The sequence below is a fragment of the Citrobacter sp. CK185 genome, from assembly GCF_030333565.1.
Lineage (GTDB): Bacteria > Pseudomonadota > Gammaproteobacteria > Enterobacterales > Enterobacteriaceae > Citrobacter_B > Citrobacter_B koseri.
Genome location: NZ_JAOWFR010000025.1, coordinates 57,317 through 73,486 on the forward strand (window position 1 = coordinate 57,317; position 16,170 = coordinate 73,486).

The following is a 16,170-nucleotide window of genomic DNA, read 5'->3' on the forward strand; positions in this document are numbered from 1 at the left end:
TCTGGTCTTAGTTCTGAGACTGCAACTCAATAATATTGTGCTCAAGTTTCGCAATCAGCTTAATTAACAGCTCAAGTTCCTGCGGCGAAATCCCTTCCAGAATCTCTCCACGCGTTTTATTGATCACGGCTTCCATCTCTGTGATGAGCGGTTCCGCCTTCTCCGTCAGCTTAATTCGCTTGGCGCGACGATCGCTGGCGCAGGTTTGTCGTGAGATAAGCCCTTTGTCTTCAAGCTGATCCAGCGTACGCACCAGAGACGGTTGTTCAATGCCAATCGCTTTGGCTAACTGTATTTGCGACTGATCCGGCGGAAGTTGGTGAATATTATGCAGCGTTACCCAGTGTGTCTGCGTCAACTCCAGAGGTTTCAGGCGATGGTCAATCAGAGCACGCCAAATGCGCACCAACCGTGCCAGATCAGAACCTAGTGGCGATTCCAATTTCATCTCCTTATAATTAGCTTGCTAAGATATTATACTGATTTTAGAATAGTGTGCAGCATTTATATGCTCAAAACAAATGTATTGCTAAATTTGCTTACAGGTAGACATTTTTTCAGACATTATGCGGAAAAGACGTGCTGTACCTCGGTTTTTACTAAACCTATAGCAACGCTGTTTAACGCAAAGGATTCTTGCTTGTGACGTTTATACCCACTGCAACAGGATTGCCCCTACAAGATCTGGTGATCGGCGCATCTGTCTATTTCCCTCCGCTTTTCAAAGCATTCGCGCTTGGATTTGTTATCTGGCTGCTGGCGCATCGCCTGCTACGCGACTGGATTTACTCGGGTGAAATCTGGCATCCCCTGCTGATGGATCTGTCGATATTTGCACTTTGCGTGTGCCTGAGCCTTATTTTGCTGATTGCGTGGTGATTATGTCGCTTAAAACAATGAAATACTTTTCAACGATTGTGGTTGCGGCCATCGCGGTTCTGGCCGGTTGGTGGCTATGGAATTACTACATGCAGTCTCCGTGGACGCGCGACGGTAAAGTACGGGCGGAACAGGTGAGCATTACGCCTCAGGTCTCCGGCAGCATCACCAAACTCAATATAAAAGATAACCAGTTCGTGAATGCAGGCGATCTGCTCTTTTCTATCGATAAGACCCCTTTTCACATCGCTGAGCTTAATGCGCAGGCAGAACTGGCTAAAGCCCGCTCCGATTTAGCGAAAGCCAATAATGAAGCCAACCGGCGTCGCCATTTATCACAAAATTACATCTCTGCCGAAGATATGGACACCGCAAACCTGAACGTTAAAGCGATGCAGGCCAGCGTCAAAGCGGCGGAAGCGTCATTAAAACAGGCGCAATGGCAATTAGCCCAGACCGACGTTCGCGCGCCGGTCGCGGGCTGGGTGACAAACCTCTCAACGCGCACGGGGGATTACGCCTCTACCGGCCAACCGCTGTTTGCGCTGGTCGACAGCCACTCGTTCTACGTCATGGGATATTTCGAAGAGACGAAACTGCGCCATATTCGCGAAGGCGCTCCGGCGCAGATCACCCTCTACAGCGGCAACGTGAAGTTACAGGGTCACGTATCCAGTATTGGCCGGGCGATTTATGATCAAAGCGTGGAGAGCGATTCCGGCCTGGTCCCTGACATTAAACCTAACGTTCCCTGGGTTCGTCTGGCACAGCGCGTGCCGGTGCGTATCGAATTTGATGCGTTACCCCATAATGTCACGCTGGTTTCGGGCACAACATGCAGCGTGGCTATCGGTCAGCGCTAATGAAGCTCCCTCACCTGACCTGGCGCGATACGCCCTGGTTCAAGGCAACCTCTGGGCAATGGCGCTATGCATTGCGCAATACCCTCGCCATGTGCCTGGCGCTGACGTTCGCCTACTACATCAACCTGGATGAGCCATACTGGGCGATGACCTCTGCCGCCGTGGTAAGTTTTCCGACGGTAGGCGGCGTGATCAGTAAAAGTCTGGGGCGTATTGCCGGGAGTTTACTTGGCGCCACCGCCGCGCTCATCATCGCAGGTCACACGCTAAACGAACCCTGGCTCTTTTTATTAAGCATGGCGGCCTGGATTGGCTTTTGCACCTGGGCCTGCGCCCATTTCACCAATAACGTCGCCTACGCCTTCCAGTTGGCGGGTTACACGGCCGCCATCATCGCCTTTCCCATGGTCAACATCATCGAGGTCACACAGTTGTGGGATATCGCCCAGGCCAGGGTCTGCGAGGTGATCGTCGGTATTCTTTGCGGCGGCATGATGATGATGATCCTGCCCAGCACCTCTGACGGCACGGCGCTGTTGACCGCGCTGAAAAATATGCACGCACGGCTGCTGGAGCACGCCAACCTGCTCTGGCAGCCGGAAACCACCGATGCGATACGTTCCGCCCATGAAGGGGTTATCGGCCAAATTCTGACGATGAACCTGCTGCGCATTCAGGCATTCTGGAGTCACTACCGTTTTCGTCGCCAGAACGCGCTGCTTAACGCTCTGTTGCATCAGCAGCTTCGCCTGACCAGCGTCATTTCCAGCCTCCGCAGGATGTTGCTGAACTGGCCCAACCCGCCGGAGCAGACCCGCGATGTGATTGAACAACTGCTGGCCGCGCTGGCTAATCCGCGTACCGACAGTTATACCGTCGCGCGCATTATTGCCCCGCTACATCCGAAAAACCGACAGGATTACCGCCACGTCGCCTTCTGGCAGCGATTGCGCTATTTCTGCCAGCTCTACTTACACAACAGCCATCAGCTACGGTTGCTGGAAAACGGCGCCGCAGTCGATGAGATCAAAGTAACGCACAGCCCCGGTCTGGCCCGCCATACGGACAACGCCGAAGCGATATGGAGCGGATTGCGCACATTTACCACCCTCATGGTGATTGGCGCGTGGAGTATCGGTTCACAATGGGAATCCGGTTCAGGGGCGTTAACGCTGGCGGCCATCAGTTGCGTACTCTATTCCGCCGTCGCCACGCCGTTTAAATCACTTTCTTTACTGATGCGCACGCTGATTCTGCTCTCGTTGTTCAGCTTCGTCGTCAAATTCGGTTTGATGGTGCAGATAACCGATCTCTGGCAGTTTTTGCTGTTTCTGTTTCCTTTGCTGGCCACGATGCAACTGCTAAAGCTGCAAATGCCGAAACTCACCGGACTTTGGGGGCAGTTGATCGTTTTTATGGGATCGTTTATCGCCGTCACCAATCCCCCCGTGTATAACTTTGCTGATTTTCTTAATGACAATACGGCTAAAATTGCCGGGGTCGCGCTGTCGTGGCTGGCCTTTGCGATCCTGCGTCCGGGTTCGGATGCCCGCAAAAGCCGTCGCCATATCCGCGCATTGCGCAGAGATTTTGTCGATCAGCTCAGTCGTCATCCATCGCACAGCGAGAATGAGTTTGAATCGCTGACCTATCATCACGTCAGTCAACTCAGCAATAGCCAGGATGCACTGGCGCGACGCTGGCTGTTACGCTGGGGAGTGGTACTGCTGAATTGTTCACATGTGGTGTGGCAACTGCGTGCCTGGGAAACCCGCTCCGACCCGCTTTCGCGCGTCCGGGATATCTGTATTGCCTTGTTGCGCGACGTGATGAGTGAGCGCGGCGTACAGCAACGGCCGCTGGCGACCACGCTCCAGGAGCTACAGCGTATTTGCAACACGCTGTCGCATCATCATCAACCTGCGGCTCAGGAACTGGCGGCGCTCATCTGGCGATTACACTGCTCGCTGTCGCAGCTTGAGCAAGCGCCGCCGCAGGGTTCACTGACGTCCTGACTATTTGATGACGCCGCAGGCGTAACGCTCGCCACCACCGCCAAGCGGTTTCGGCTGATCGGACATGTTATCGCCGCCGACATGGATCATCAGCGCTTTATCTTTGATTTCATCAAGAGATTTCAGGCGCGGCGCAGTAACAGGCGTGGTGGCTATCCCGTCATTATTGACCACCAGCACGGGAAGATCGCCCATATGCCCGGCGCCTTCCGGCCCCTCGTGCTTCCCGGTATTGTGCGGGTCGAAATGCCCGCCCGCAGCCTCTGCCGCCGAGGCTTTACCCTCTTTAATCGCAGGCTGGCAACTGCCGTTAGCATGGATATGAAAACCATGTTCGCCCGGCGGCAGCGCTTTCAGATCGGGAGTAAACTCCAGCCCTTTATCCGTTTCGGCAATGGTTATGCTGCCAATCGACTGCCCGACGCCTTGCGAAGTCACCAGATTCATCGTCACTTCTTCACTGGCGGCCTGTGCACCCGCACAGGCCAGCAGGGTTAGCATTGCCAGACTCAAACGCTTCATAAGACCTCCGTCAAATGTGTTTACCCGGTTAAGTGTAAACCAGTGACACAATTTTGAACGGAAAGCCGAAAACGGAGCATTACGGCACGTCGTAACCTAACGCCGCTTTGCGGATACGGAACCATTGCTGACGCGACATCGTCAGAGACTCCGCCTCAATCGCTGCGCGTACGCGCTCAATTTTACCGGAGCCGATAATCGGCAACGGCTGAGACGGCAGGCGTAAAATCCACGCATATACCACCTGCTCAATCGTGGTCGCGTTCAGCTCTTCCGCAATCGCGGCGAGTTCGTTGCGCAGCGGCGCGAATTCATCATCATTAAACAGACGACCGCCGCCAAGACAGGACCACGCCATCGGTCGAATACGCAGTTGCTGTAGCTGATCCAGCGTGCCGTCCAGTAGCAGCGGCTGATGAACCGGTGAAATCTCAACCTGGTTCGTGGCAAGGGTAAACGGCAGACGCGATTGCAGTAGCGTAAACTGGGCCGGGGTAAAGTTAGAGACGCCAAAATGGCGCACTTTTCCGCTCTGGTGGAGATGCTGGAATGCTTCCGCGACGTCGTCCGCATCCATTAACGGGTCGGGACGATGGATGAGCAGCAGATCAAGACGGTCGGTCGCCAGATTTTTCAGGGACTGTTCAGCGCTGGCAACAATGTGGTCGTGGTCAGTGATGTAATGGCCGAGTACATTTTCAGCCCGGGCGGTCGTGGCGATACCACACTTCGTTACGATCTGCATCCGCTCACGCAGGTGCGGCGCCAGTTTCAACGCTTCGCCAAACGCGGCCTCACATTGATAACCGCCGTAGATATCCGCATGGTCAACGGTCGTGACGCCCAGATCAAGATGCTCTTCAATAAAGCTGACCAGCTGACGCGCAGACATATTCCAGTCCATCAGACGCCAGTAACCCATCACGAAGCGCGAAAATTCCGGGCCTTGCGGGGCAATAGTGATACGCTGAACCATAACCGCTTCCTCATATATAGATGTTTAGCGAGTATACGCAATTACGGTTTCAAAAGAGTGAGGGTTGTTGAGGTTCTTCCTGCGGGTTCGGTTTGTTTGCGCGTAATTTGCGCATAAGACGCTGACGACAAAGCCGCAACACGTCCTGCTTCTCGGCGTCGCTCATTTTTTGCCAGTTGAAACGCTCATCCCGACTGCGCAGACAGCCGCGACAAAATCCGCGCTCATCCGACTGACAGATCCCCCGGCACGGGCTTGGGACGGGAAAAAACTCTAACTGCTCGGCCACACTCTCTCCTCAACGAAAGCACTTATGCTTATTGAAGACGCTAACTGGCTTTCTGGCAACCTGACTTGCATTAGACCGATTGGTCTATTACACTCTGCGGCATGAACAAACAGACTGAACATGATACCCGCGAACATCTTCTGGCTACCGGCGAGCAGCTTTGTATGCAGCGTGGCTTCACCGGAATGGGATTGAGCGAGCTGCTCAAAACCGCCGAAGTGCCGAAGGGGTCGTTTTATCACTATTTTCGTTCCAAAGAAGCGTTTGGCGTCGCCATGCTGGAACGGCATTACGCCGGATATCATCAGCGGCTGGCAACGCATTTTGACGCCGGTGCGGGCAACTACCGTGACCGCATTCTGGCTTACTATCAGGAAACCCTGAATCAGTTTTGCCAGCAAGGCACTATCAGCGGCTGTTTGACCGTAAAGCTGTCCGCCGAAGTGTGCGATCTCTCAGAAGATATGCGCACTGCGATGGACAAAGGCGCGCGGCATATTATTACGCTGTTAGCGCAAGCGCTGGAAAAAGGACGCGAAGCCCGCTGTCTCTCTTTTGCTGGCGAGCCGCTGCAACAGGCGCAGATCCTGTATGCGCTGTGGTTAGGCGCGAATCTGCACGCCAAAATTTCTCGCAGTGCCGCCCCGCTTGAAAGCGCGCTGGCACATGTAAAAACGATTATCGCAACGCCTGCGGCTTAACGGGCGTTTTTATTTTCCTTATCACTAGACGACCGGTCTACTTATACCAGGAGCCATTATGTCATCTGAGAAACTGTTTACCCCGCTGAAAGTGGGCGCAATTACGGCAGCAAACCGTGTGTTCATGGCCCCTCTGACGCGTTTGCGCAGCATTGAACCGGGCGACATTCCCACCCCGTTAATGGCCGAGTATTATCGTCAACGCGCCAGCGCCGGGCTAATCATCAGTGAAGCGACGCAGATCTCCGCACAGGCGAAAGGCTATGCGGGCGCGCCGGGTCTGCACAGCGCGGAACAGATCGAGGCATGGAAAAAAATTACCGCTGGCGTTCATGCCGAACAGGGGCACATTGCTATTCAACTCTGGCATACCGGTCGAATCTCTCATTCCAGCCTGCAACCCGGCGGCCAGCCTCCCGTCTCCGCGTCTGCGATCGGCGCTGGCACCCGTACCTCGCTGCGCGATGAAAACGGTCAGGCTATTCGTGTCGACACCTCAATGCCGCGCGCGCTGGAAACCGACGAGATCCCTGGCATCGTCAACGATTTCCGTCAGGCTATCGCCAATGCGCGTGAAGCCGGTTTCGACCTGGTAGAACTGCATTCCGCCCACGGCTATCTGCTGCACCAGTTCCTTTCCCCGACGTCAAACCATCGTACTGACCAGTATGGCGGCAGCGTTGAGAACCGCGCCCGTCTGGTGCTGGAAGTCGTCGATGCCGGTATTCAGGAATGGGGGGCAGATCGAATTGGTATTCGTGTTTCCCCTATCGGCACATTCCAGAATGTCGATAATGGCCCGAATGAAGAAGCCGATGCGCTCTATCTGATTGAGGAACTGGGTAAACGCGGCATTGCCTATCTGCACATGTCTGAACCTGACTGGGCTGGCGGCGAACCGTATACTGACGCCTTCCGTGAGAAAGTTCGCGCCCGCTTCCACGGCCCGATCATTGGCGCGGGCGCCTATACGCCGGAAAAAGCGGAAGACCTGCTCAATAAGGGCCTGATCGACGCCGTCGCGTTTGGCCGGGCGTATATCGCTAACCCGGACCTGGTAGCTCGTCTGCAACGCAAAGCAGAACTGAACCCACAACGCGCAGAAAGCTTCTACGGCGGCGGCGCGGAAGGTTACACAGACTATCCTACCCTGTAATCCTGCGTTGGTAGCGGCGTAAAAACGCCGCTATACTAGAACAACATTTTGAATGTATTGACCATTCAGCACTTTTGAGGGGAAAAAGATGCGTTTACTTCATACCATGCTGCGTGTTGGCGACTTGCAGCGTTCCATCGAATTCTACACCAACGTACTGGGCATGAAGCTGCTGCGCACCAGCGAAAACCCGGAATACAAATACTCTCTGGCATTCGTGGGTTACGGCCCGGAAAGCGAAGAAGCGGTGATCGAGTTAACTTACAACTGGGGCGTTGATAAGTACGAGCTGGGCACGGCCTATGGCCATATCGCCCTGAGCGTCGACAATGCTGCCGAAGCCTGTGAGCGCATTCGCCAGAACGGCGGTAACGTCACGCGTGAAGCGGGTCCGGTAAAAGGCGGCTCCACCGTCATCGCGTTTGTTGAAGATCCTGATGGCTACAAAATTGAGCTGATTGAAGCCAAAGACGCCGGTCGCGGTCTGGGCAACTAATCTCCCGCCGGGCGCAGACTCTCTGTGCCCGTTGTTTTACTGCATCTCAGCGTAAAATTTGCCATAATGCGCGCTGCAATTTTCCGTATTAAGAGATCCAGATGTCCGATAACGCTCAACTTTCCGGTCTGTGCGACCGTTTTCGTGGTTTTTATCCTGTCGTCATTGATGTCGAAACGGCGGGATTCAATGCCAAAACCGATGCGCTGCTTGAGGTTGCCGCCATCACGCTGAAAATGGATGAACAAGGCTGGCTGATGCCGGACACGACGCTGCATTTCCATGTTGAGCCGTTCGAAGGCGCAAACTTACAGCCCGAAGCGCTTGCCTTTAACGGAATCGATCCTTCTAACCCGCTGCGCGGCGCGGTCAGCGAGTACGATGCGCTGCATGCCATTTTCAAAATGGTGCGCAAGGGAATTAAAGACAGCGGTTGCAATCGTGCGATCATGGTGGCCCATAACGCCACGTTCGATCACAGTTTTATGATGGCCGCCGCTGAGCGCGCTTCGCTGAAACGTAACCCCTTCCACCCCTTCGTGACCTTTGACACTGCGGCCCTGAGCGGCCTGGCGCTGGGACAGACCGTGCTGTCAAAAGCGTGTCTGGCGGCGGGAATGGCGTTTGATGGAACGCAGGCGCACTCTGCGTTATACGACACCGAACGAACGGCCGTTCTGTTTTGCGAAATCGTTAACCGCTGGAAGCGTCTTGGCGGCTGGCCGTTGCCGGTACCAGAAGAGGCATAATCGTGTCGGGTGGCGGTGCCCGCGCGTCCAGATAAGCGACGCGCCATCAGGCAAGCACGTTTTCAGCAAAAAAAAGCGACCAGATGGTCGCTTTTTTATTTCGGCTGAATTACTCAGCGTCAGGCTCTTCGGTTTTGTATTTTGCCGCAGTCTCTTTGATCAACTGCTGCAACTCACCGCGCTGGTACATTTCAATTAAGATATCGCAGCCGCCAACCAGCTCACCGTCCACCCACAGTTGCGGGAAGGTCGGCCAGTTTGCATATTTCGGCAGCTCGGCGCGGATGTCCGGGTTTTGCAGAATATCGACATAGGCAAAACGTTCACCACAGGCAGAAAGCGCCTGAACAGCCTGTGCGGAAAAACCGCAGCTTGGCAGTTTTGGAGAGCCTTTCATGTACAGGAGAATCGGGTTTTCAGCGATCTGGCGCTGGATTTTTTCGATAGTGGTGCTCATTGTCTTGCTTCCTTAAACTTCTTTACGGCAGTAGTCTGACATTGTAGCGGGTCAGGCTGGCAACGGAAAATAACATTTTCATCACGCTTTACTATTTTATCGTCTGAAGCATGAAGTTGCATTCTAAATATCTCTTATCCACTTAAACAGTATGGAATTGTTTATCTGTTGACCCGTTTCCGCTTTTGTTGCTGCTTTTTTTTGCACTCAATAACGAAACGCGATTTTAGATGACAAAAGCTATTAACTTCCGGGGATTTTATAGATTAGAATCGATGCGTTTTGTAAATCATACGCAGGCATGAATTCGACCTGCCCTTAACCAGAGGATTGCTCAGTGGCGCGGATAAACCGGATCTCGATCACGCTCTGTGCTTTGCTTTTTACCACGCTCCCTTTTACGTCAATGGCGCATGCTTCCCGGCAAGCCAGGGCGACGCCTGCCGCGCATGTCACGAAAACGGCAGATAAGCAGAAGAACACCGCGACCAGCAAGAAAAAAACGAAGACTGCAAAAAAAGCCGTGAGTAAAACCCAAAGTAAAACGGCCTCCACATCGAAAAAACGCATTGCCTCCCCAGCGAAAACCACCAAAACCAGCAAAACCGCAAGCCGTCGTAGCAAACCCGCCACTACACAAACCGCCGCCGTAACCTGGACGGAAAAATGTACGCCGCGCAAGGGTCGTAAGCCGCATTGTGTCAAAGTAAAAGGCGCCCCGCTTGCCATTGCCGATGCGCATAAAGCGAAAATGCAGAAAGCCACCAACACGGCGATGAATAAATTAATGAATCAGATTGGCAAACCGTATCGTTGGGGCGGAACGTCTCCACGAACCGGTTTTGATTGCAGCGGTCTGGTTTATTACGCGTATAAGGATCTGGTGAAATTCCGCATCCCGCGTACTGCAAATGAAATGTATCATTTGCGCGATGCCGCGCCGATTGAACGTGGCGAACTGAAAAATGGCGATCTCGTGTTCTTCCGTACCCAGGGTCGCGGTACCGCCGATCACGTTGGCGTTTACGTTGGCAACGGCAAATTTATTCAGTCTCCGCGCAGCGGTCAGGAAATACAGATTACCTCTCTTAGCGAAGATTACTGGCAGCGCCATTACGTGGGCGCACGCCGGGTCATGACGCCGAAAACCATTCGATAAAACGTTACCCTGTAGTATGGCTACAGGGTAAGTTCTTCTTTTGTATCACCTTTCAATTTGCTACCCTATCCTTACGTACAATAAGGTTATTGTGCGCACCTAATATAAATATAAGGAGAGAAGCAATGTCGTTTGAATTACCTGCATTACCGTATGCCAAAGATGCTCTTGCACCGCACATTTCTGCTGAGACGCTGGAATATCATTACGGCAAACATCATCAGACCTATGTGACCAACCTTAACAACCTGATCAAAGGCACGCCGTTTGAGGGGAAATCACTGGAAGAGATCGTTCGCAGCGCTGAAGGCGGCGTCTTCAATAACGCGGCCCAGGTCTGGAACCACACCTTCTACTGGAACTGCCTGGCGCCAGATGCTGGCGGCGAACCAACGGGTAAACTGGCTGACGCCATTGTCGCGTCCTTCGGCAGCTTTGCCGATTTCAAAGCGCAGTTCACCGACGCCGCAATTAAGAACTTCGGTTCCGGCTGGACCTGGCTGGTGAAAGGGACGGATGGGAAACTGGCTATCGTCTCTACGTCGAATGCCGGTACGCCGCTGACCACCGACGCCACGCCGTTGATGACCGTTGATGTGTGGGAACATGCCTACTATATCGACTACCGCAATGCCCGTCCTGGCTACCTGGAGCACTTCTGGGCGCTGGTAAACTGGGACTTTGTGGCGAAAAACTTCGCGGCATAAAGAGAATAACGCAGAAGGGAGTCCCTTCTGCGTTTTAATGCTGCGCTTAGCTCGCCACGCAAACGTCTTCAGGCTGTCTGCGCGCAGAGACAAAGACCAGCAACAGCGCAAGCCCTGCCACAATCGCCCCCATCACCGGTACGAAACTGTAGCCCAAACCACCGGAAATCACTGCGCCCCCCGCCGCTGCGCCAAGCGCATTACCGAGATTAAAGGCACCGATATTGACCGATGAAGAGAGGCCTGGCGCTTCGCTGGCAACCCGCATGACGCGCATTTGTAAAGGCGGAACCACCGCGAATGTCGCCGCCCCCCATACCACCATGCTGATAGCGGCGCCCACTTCATTGCGCGCCAGGAACGGGATCGCCAGCATAATCACCATCAGCAGCAGCAAAAATCCTTTCAGGGTGCCGTTAACCGAACGATCCGCCAGTTTTCCCCCCAGGTAGTTGCCGATAGAAAAGCCAACGCCAATCAGTACCAGCATACCGGTAACGAAAGCAGGCGTTGCATGCGTAATGCTGTGCAGCACCGGGGCGATATAGGTATAGAGCGTAAACATCGCGCCTGCGCCCAAAACGGTGGTCAGTAATGCCGATAACACCTGTGGTCGCAACAGCACCGCCAGCTCTTTGCGCACCTCAGGGCGTTCTCCCGCACCGCCTTTCGGCAACGAGAAAAAGAGGCTAATCATTGAAATTACGCCCAGCCCCGCCGTCGCCATGAAGGACATACGCCAGCCAATGGTTTCCCCCAGCCAGGTCGCCGCAGGAACACCGCCAATATTGGCGATCGTCAGCCCCATAAACATGGTGGCGACCGCACTGGCCTGTTTATGTTTGGGGACGACGCTGGCCGCCACCACCGACCCCAGACCGAAGAAAGCGCCGTGATTCAGGCTGGTCAGAATCCGCGACAGCATCAACGTAGTGTAATCCGGCGAGATGGCCGACAGCACATTTCCGAGGGTAAAAATCGCCATCAAAAAAATAAGCGCATTACGACGTGCGCGATGGGAAAGCAGCAGCGTCATCAACGGCGCGCCGACCATCACACCAACGGCATACGCGCTGATTAGCATTCCGGCCGCAGGAATCGAGACATCCACGCCGCGAGCGATAACGGGCAACAAGCCCATAGGAGAGAACTCGGTGGTTCCAATACCAAATGCGCCAATTGCCAGCGCCAGTAAGGGATAATTTATTTTCATACATCGACTCCGCAGCTTCGTGCCGTCACGGGGCACGCAAAAGAGTCAAAAGCATGACATCAATCACAAAACTAATAAAGTAAGCAAAATAGCAAAAGACTTTTACGATTTGGTTAAAAATGAGGAAGAAGAGAGAGGAAAGACAGAGGGAGAATGCTCTCCCTCAGAGGTAAATCAGTTCAGTGCGGCAGTCAGACCGCCTGCGACAATCAGGCCCAGCACAATAATGGTGGTCACTAACGAAAATTTCAGATCGGTGCTCATCAAGTTTTCTCCTTTTTATTCCCACACAAAAAGTGATATTGCGCATTTTTACACACTTGAATGCAAAAATCTCCCATGATTTATATTGATAAGCGCTTTTAACTCTTCCCCTTTTCGTCAAGATCAGACAAAATTCCACGCTTACTTGATTAGCGTACCGGCCATTGCCCCCTTCCTGATGTTCCGTGTCGTTTTCCCGGCGTGCCGCAACCCTGACGTTGCGATCAAGGTGTGTAAAGGCAAACGTTTACTTACAGTATTTTCAGGAGTTCAGGATATGGTCTGGAGTGAGATGTAATGGCAACAATTAAAGATGTGGCGAAGCGAGCAAACGTTTCCACTACAACCGTATCACACGTAATTAACAAAACGCGCTTCGTTGCGGAAGAGACGCGCAACGCGGTATGGGCAGCCATTAAAGAGTTGCACTACTCTCCCAGCGCGGTTGCCCGCAGCCTGAAGGTTAACCACACCAAATCGATTGGTTTGCTGGCGACCAGCAGCGAAGCCGCCTATTTTGCTGAAATTATCGAAGCCGTTGAAAAGAACTGCTTCCAGAAAGGATATACGCTGATTCTGGGCAACGCCTGGAACAACCTGGAAAAGCAGCGCGCGTACCTCTCCATGATGGCGCAAAAACGCGTGGATGGCCTGCTGGTCATGTGTTCCGAATACCCTGAGTCCCTGCTCTCTATGCTTGAAGAGTATCGCCATATCCCGATGGTGGTGATGGACTGGGGCGAAGCCAAAGCGGACTTTACCGATACGGTCATTGATAACGCCTTTGCAGGCGGCTATATGGCCGGTCGTTATCTGGTTGAACGCGGCCACCGTGAAATTGGCGTGATCCCCGGCCCGATGGAACGCAACACCGGCGCAGGTCGTCTGGCTGGCTTTATGAAAGCGATGGAAGAAGCGCTGATAAACGTGCCGGAAAACTGGATCGTTCAGGGTGATTTCGAGCCGGAATCAGGCTACCGCGCGATGCAGCAAATAATCTCCCAGTCTCACCGCCCGACGGCCGTATTCTGCGGTGGCGACATTATGGCGATGGGCGCGTTGTGCGCCGCTGACGAGATGGGGCTGCGCGTACCGCAGGATATCTCGGTCATCGGCTACGACAACGTGCGCAACGCGCGTTACTTTACGCCTGCGCTGACGACGATTCACCAGCCGAAAGATTCTCTGGGTGAAACGGCCTTCAATATGCTGCTTGACCGTATCGTCAATAAACGCGAAGAGTCGCAGTCCATTGAGGTGCATCCGCGTCTGATTGAGCGTCGCTCTGTCGCCGATGGCCCGTTCCGCGACTATCGCCGTTAATCCCCTTCTGCGGGAGCCTCTTCCGGCTCCCGTAACCACTCTTTATTCAGCGTTTCGCTGTCGCCCAGATAGTCCAGTAGCCAGGCCAGCGCGGGCGACGTGTCGTTCTGCTGCCACGTCAGACAGCACGCCGCATCAGGAAACGGATTCTCAAGCCGTAGCGCCACCCATTTCCCGCTGTCGATCCACGGCTTAGCAAAGTGGGTCGGCACCATTCCCACACACAGTCCCGCGGAAAGGCAGGTCGCTGAGGATTCCCAGTCCGGCACCACCACGCGTTTTTGGTTATCCAGCAGCCAGGTGATGCGCTTCGGAAGCGTACGCGAGGTATCCTCCCGGACCAGCGACGGCCAGTTGCGCAACGTGTCGTCACTGAGCGGGCCAGCCATTGACGCCAGCGGATGATGGCGGGCGACCACGCAGCTCCAGCTCAGCATCCCCATATCGCGAAAGGTGTAGCGTCCTCCAACCGGAATGGCCTGCGTCGCGCCGATAGCCAGCTCCACGCGCCCGTCCGACAGCGCATCCCAGACGCCGTTAAATACCTCCTGAAAGACCAGCAATTCCACATCATCAAAATGACGATAAAAATCAACAATCATCTGCCGGGTGCGCTCCGGCTTAACAATATTGTCGACCGCAATCGCCAGTTGCCCCCGCCAACCGTTGGCTATCTGCTGGCACTGCTGCCGGGTGATCTGCATTTTTTTGATAACAGAGCGCCCTTCCTTTAAAAACCATGCCCCGGCGGGGGTCAGTTCAACGTCCCGATGGCGTCGTTCGAAAAGCGGCACCGCCAGCCACTCCTCCAGTTGACGGACGGTGTAGCTCACCGCAGAAGGCACGCGGTGCAACTCCTGCGCCGCAGAACTAAAGCTGCCATTACGGGCAACGGCATCAACCACTTCGAGTGAATATTCTGACCACATATTCTGCCTGCAAAAATTTTGAATCCAGTAGCCAAATATTAGCGTTTCACAAGCAGAATTTCACTCCCTACACTCAGCGGCAATGTCTTACTTCTGGAAAAGAGAAACAATTATGCAACCCGGAAAAGGTTTTTTAGTCTGGCTGGCGGGTCTCAGCGTGCTGGGCTTTCTGGCAACAGATATGTATCTGCCCGCGTTCGCGGCAATTCAGGCCGACCTGCAAACACCGGCTGCGGCTGTCAGCGCCAGCCTCAGTCTGTTCCTGGCCGGTTTCGCCGTCGCGCAACTGCTGTGGGGGCCGCTGTCAGACCGTTACGGGCGTAAACCCATTTTGCTGCTGGGTCTCTCCATCTTCGCACTGGGCAGTCTGGGGATGATGTGGGTCGAAAGCGCTACCGGACTGCTGGTACTGCGTTTTATTCAGGCGGTGGGGGTTTGTGCCGCTACGGTGATCTGGCAGGCGCTGGTGACGGATTATTATCCAACGCAAAAAATTAATCGCATCTTCGCCACCATTATGCCGCTGGTCGGTTTATCGCCCGCCCTTGCGCCTTTACTCGGCAGTTGGATCCTGACGCATTTTTCCTGGCAGGCCATTTTTGCCACGCTGTTCATCATTACGCTGATATTGATGCTGCCCGCCTTACGCTTAAAGCCAACAACAAAAGCACATGATCACAGCCAGGAAAAACTGACCTTCGCCAGCCTGCTGCGTTCACAAACTTATCGCGGCAACGTCCTGATTTACGCCGCCTGCTCCGCCAGTTTTTTTGCCTGGCTGACGGGTTCCCCGTTTATCCTCAGCGAAATGGGCTATAGCCCGGCAGTAATTGGCCTGAGCTATGTACCGCAGACCATCGCGTTCCTGGTGGGCGGTTACGGTTGCCGCGCGGCGCTGCAAAAATGGCAGGGTCAACAGCTGTTGCCCTGGTTACTGGTTCTCTATGCGCTGAGCGTGGTCGCCACCTGGGGCGCCAGCTTCATCAGCCATGTTTCGCTGACGGAGATCCTGATTCCATTCTGTGTGATGGCTATCGCGAACGGCGCGATCTACCCTATCGTGGTCGCCCAGGCGCTGCGCCCCTTCCCACAAGCGACCGGACGCGCAGCAGCCTTACAGAACACGCTGCAACTGGGTCTGTGTTTCCTGGCAAGCCTGGTCGTTTCGTGGCTGATCAGCACGCCGCTGCTTACCACCACCAGCGTAATGCTGTCGACGGTGGCTCTGGCGGCGCTGGGATACTGGCTGCAACTTCAGGCGCAGGAACCGGCCGCGCGCGCAGCAAACACCGAAGTTGCGCACAGCGAATCTCACTAAAAATGTTCAACAACAGGTAATTAGCTCGCTAACAATTTTCGGTTGTATCATCGAATTTTGAGGCCTATACTAAATTTCAGTTGTTAATATTACGATAATTATTATGCGTTAACGGGAACCGGAGCGTTCCCGTTTCACCACGGATGGCCTTTTC

At 54.2% G+C, this 16,170-nt stretch carries 18 protein-coding genes and 1 pseudogene; 11 read left to right on the forward strand and 8 right to left on the reverse strand.

What is annotated here, in order from left to right; translation table 11 throughout:
* Positions 1-7 precede the first annotated feature (7 nt).
* Positions 8-448, reverse strand: a complete 441-nt coding sequence (slyA, locus tag OGV79_RS12665; RefSeq protein WP_012132526.1) for a transcriptional regulator SlyA — start codon at positions 446-448, stop codon at positions 8-10.
* Between the two features lie 194 nt (positions 449-642).
* On the opposite strand from slyA, the gene OGV79_RS12670 reads away from it, so the two are divergent.
* The 3 genes and pseudogenes from OGV79_RS12670 (at position 643) to OGV79_RS12680 (ending at position 3,782) form a co-directional block, all read left to right on the forward strand.
* Entirely contained in the window at positions 643-879 is a 237-nt protein-coding gene (locus OGV79_RS12670) for a DUF1656 domain-containing protein (protein ID WP_012132527.1), read from the forward strand.
* Positions 880-881: 2 nt separating this feature from the next.
* Positions 882-1,742: an efflux RND transporter periplasmic adaptor subunit gene (locus OGV79_RS12675; protein ID WP_286468532.1), complete on the forward strand. Its 861-nt coding sequence runs from the start codon at positions 882-884 to the stop codon at positions 1,740-1,742.
* Positions 1,742-3,782, forward strand: a pseudogene (locus OGV79_RS12680) (FUSC family protein). Before OGV79_RS12675 ends, OGV79_RS12680 begins: the two are co-directional and overlap by 1 nt.
* On the opposite strand, the gene sodC reads toward OGV79_RS12680, so the two are convergent.
* From sodC to OGV79_RS12695, 3 genes are all read right to left on the reverse strand, one after another.
* Positions 3,758-4,279 carry a superoxide dismutase [Cu-Zn] SodC gene (sodC, locus tag OGV79_RS12685; protein WP_071258163.1) on the reverse strand — a complete coding sequence of 174 codons (522 nt, stop codon included), beginning with the start codon at positions 4,277-4,279 and terminating at the stop codon, positions 3,758-3,760. The pseudogene OGV79_RS12680 and the gene sodC sit on opposite strands and share 25 nt — an antisense overlap.
* A gap of 79 nt (positions 4,280-4,358) precedes the next feature.
* On the reverse strand, positions 4,359-5,255 hold the full coding sequence (locus OGV79_RS12690) for an aldo/keto reductase (protein ID WP_115626657.1): 897 nt from the start codon (positions 5,253-5,255) through the stop codon (positions 4,359-4,361).
* Between the two features lie 49 nt (positions 5,256-5,304).
* The gene (locus OGV79_RS12695; protein ID WP_012132532.1) at positions 5,305-5,544 is read right to left on the reverse strand and encodes a DUF1289 domain-containing protein; all 240 of its coding nucleotides are present in this window, start codon (positions 5,542-5,544) and stop codon (positions 5,305-5,307) included.
* Between the two features lie 101 nt (positions 5,545-5,645).
* Between OGV79_RS12695 and OGV79_RS12700 the strand changes: the two genes are divergently transcribed.
* From OGV79_RS12700 to rnt, 4 genes are all read left to right on the forward strand, one after another.
* Entirely contained in the window at positions 5,646-6,245 is a 600-nt protein-coding gene (locus OGV79_RS12700) for a TetR/AcrR family transcriptional regulator (RefSeq protein ID WP_047457263.1), read from the forward strand.
* A 58-nt stretch (positions 6,246-6,303) separates the two neighbouring features.
* Positions 6,304-7,401, forward strand: a complete 1,098-nt coding sequence (locus OGV79_RS12705) for an alkene reductase (RefSeq protein ID WP_286468537.1) — start codon at positions 6,304-6,306, stop codon at positions 7,399-7,401.
* 88 nt (positions 7,402-7,489) lie between these two features.
* On the forward strand, positions 7,490-7,897 hold the full coding sequence (gene gloA, locus OGV79_RS12710) for a lactoylglutathione lyase (RefSeq protein WP_024130371.1): 408 nt from the start codon (positions 7,490-7,492) through the stop codon (positions 7,895-7,897).
* 101 nt (positions 7,898-7,998) lie between these two features.
* The gene (gene rnt / locus OGV79_RS12715; protein WP_047457270.1) at positions 7,999-8,646 is read left to right on the forward strand and encodes a ribonuclease T; all 648 of its coding nucleotides are present in this window, start codon (positions 7,999-8,001) and stop codon (positions 8,644-8,646) included.
* Between the two features lie 109 nt (positions 8,647-8,755).
* On the opposite strand, the gene grxD is transcribed toward rnt, so the two are convergent.
* Positions 8,756-9,103 carry a monothiol glutaredoxin 4 gene (gene grxD / locus OGV79_RS12720; RefSeq protein ID WP_003832760.1) on the reverse strand — a complete coding sequence of 116 codons (348 nt, stop codon included), beginning with the start codon at positions 9,101-9,103 and terminating at the stop codon, positions 8,756-8,758.
* A gap of 337 nt (positions 9,104-9,440) precedes the next feature.
* Between grxD and OGV79_RS12725 the strand changes: the two genes are divergently transcribed.
* Together OGV79_RS12725 and sodB are read left to right on the forward strand one after the other, a co-directional pair.
* Positions 9,441-10,262 (forward strand): C40 family peptidase, encoded by an 822-nt coding sequence (locus OGV79_RS12725; RefSeq protein WP_047457273.1) that lies wholly within the window; start codon positions 9,441-9,443, stop codon positions 10,260-10,262.
* Between the two features lie 125 nt (positions 10,263-10,387).
* Positions 10,388-10,969, forward strand: coding sequence for a superoxide dismutase [Fe] (gene sodB, locus OGV79_RS12730; protein ID WP_110494293.1), 582 nt, complete (start codon positions 10,388-10,390; stop codon positions 10,967-10,969).
* Between the two features lie 46 nt (positions 10,970-11,015).
* Here the strand turns inward: sodB and OGV79_RS12735 are convergent, their stop codons facing one another.
* Together OGV79_RS12735 and cydH are read right to left on the reverse strand one after the other, a co-directional pair.
* On the reverse strand, positions 11,016-12,182 hold the full coding sequence (locus tag OGV79_RS12735) for an MFS transporter (protein ID WP_071258165.1): 1,167 nt from the start codon (positions 12,180-12,182) through the stop codon (positions 11,016-11,018).
* A gap of 174 nt (positions 12,183-12,356) precedes the next feature.
* A complete protein-coding gene (cydH, locus tag OGV79_RS12740) occupies positions 12,357-12,446 on the reverse strand; it encodes a cytochrome bd-I accessory subunit CydH (protein WP_096753851.1) in 90 nt (29 codons plus the stop codon).
* Positions 12,447-12,743: 297 nt separating this feature from the next.
* Between cydH and purR the strand changes: the two genes are divergently transcribed.
* Entirely contained in the window at positions 12,744-13,769 is a 1,026-nt protein-coding gene (gene purR / locus OGV79_RS12745) for an HTH-type transcriptional repressor PurR (protein WP_115626656.1), read from the forward strand.
* Here purR and punR read toward each other — a convergent pair.
* On the reverse strand, positions 13,766-14,698 hold the full coding sequence (punR, locus tag OGV79_RS12750) for a DNA-binding transcriptional activator PunR (protein WP_115626655.1): 933 nt from the start codon (positions 14,696-14,698) through the stop codon (positions 13,766-13,768). The genes purR and punR overlap by 4 nt on opposite strands.
* Before the next feature lie 112 nt (positions 14,699-14,810).
* Between punR and punC the strand changes: the two genes are divergently transcribed.
* Positions 14,811-16,016: a purine nucleoside transporter PunC gene (gene punC / locus OGV79_RS12755; RefSeq protein WP_024130373.1), complete on the forward strand. Its 1,206-nt coding sequence runs from the start codon at positions 14,811-14,813 to the stop codon at positions 16,014-16,016.
* The last annotated feature ends 154 nt before the right edge of the window (positions 16,017-16,170 follow it).

Excerpts from the sequence above, each read along its gene's own strand:
- slyA (WP_012132526.1), bottom strand. The coding sequence starts at position 448 with ATGAAATTGGAATCGCCACTAGGTTCTGATCTGGCACGGTTGGTGCGC.
- OGV79_RS12675 (WP_286468532.1), top strand. The coding sequence starts at position 882 with ATGTCGCTTAAAACAATGAAATACTTTTCAACGATTGTGGTTGCGGCC.
- sodC (WP_071258163.1), bottom strand. The coding sequence starts at position 4,279 with ATGAAGCGTTTGAGTCTGGCAATGCTAACCCTGCTGGCCTGTGCGGGT.
- OGV79_RS12690 (WP_115626657.1), bottom strand. The coding sequence starts at position 5,255 with ATGGTTCAGCGTATCACTATTGCCCCGCAAGGCCCGGAATTTTCGCGC.
- OGV79_RS12700 (WP_047457263.1), top strand. The coding sequence starts at position 5,646 with ATGAACAAACAGACTGAACATGATACCCGCGAACATCTTCTGGCTACC.
- OGV79_RS12705 (WP_286468537.1), top strand. The coding sequence starts at position 6,304 with ATGTCATCTGAGAAACTGTTTACCCCGCTGAAAGTGGGCGCAATTACG.
- gloA (WP_024130371.1), top strand. The coding sequence starts at position 7,490 with ATGCGTTTACTTCATACCATGCTGCGTGTTGGCGACTTGCAGCGTTCC.
- rnt (WP_047457270.1), top strand. The coding sequence starts at position 7,999 with ATGTCCGATAACGCTCAACTTTCCGGTCTGTGCGACCGTTTTCGTGGT.
- grxD (WP_003832760.1), bottom strand. The coding sequence starts at position 9,103 with ATGAGCACCACTATCGAAAAAATCCAGCGCCAGATCGCTGAAAACCCG.
- sodB (WP_110494293.1), top strand. The coding sequence starts at position 10,388 with ATGTCGTTTGAATTACCTGCATTACCGTATGCCAAAGATGCTCTTGCA.
- OGV79_RS12735 (WP_071258165.1), bottom strand. The coding sequence starts at position 12,182 with ATGAAAATAAATTATCCCTTACTGGCGCTGGCAATTGGCGCATTTGGT.
- cydH (WP_096753851.1), bottom strand. The coding sequence starts at position 12,446 with ATGAGCACCGATCTGAAATTTTCGTTAGTGACCACCATTATTGTGCTG.
- purR (WP_115626656.1), top strand. The coding sequence starts at position 12,744 with ATGGCAACAATTAAAGATGTGGCGAAGCGAGCAAACGTTTCCACTACA.
- punR (WP_115626655.1), bottom strand. The coding sequence starts at position 14,698 with ATGTGGTCAGAATATTCACTCGAAGTGGTTGATGCCGTTGCCCGTAAT.
- punC (WP_024130373.1), top strand. The coding sequence starts at position 14,811 with ATGCAACCCGGAAAAGGTTTTTTAGTCTGGCTGGCGGGTCTCAGCGTG.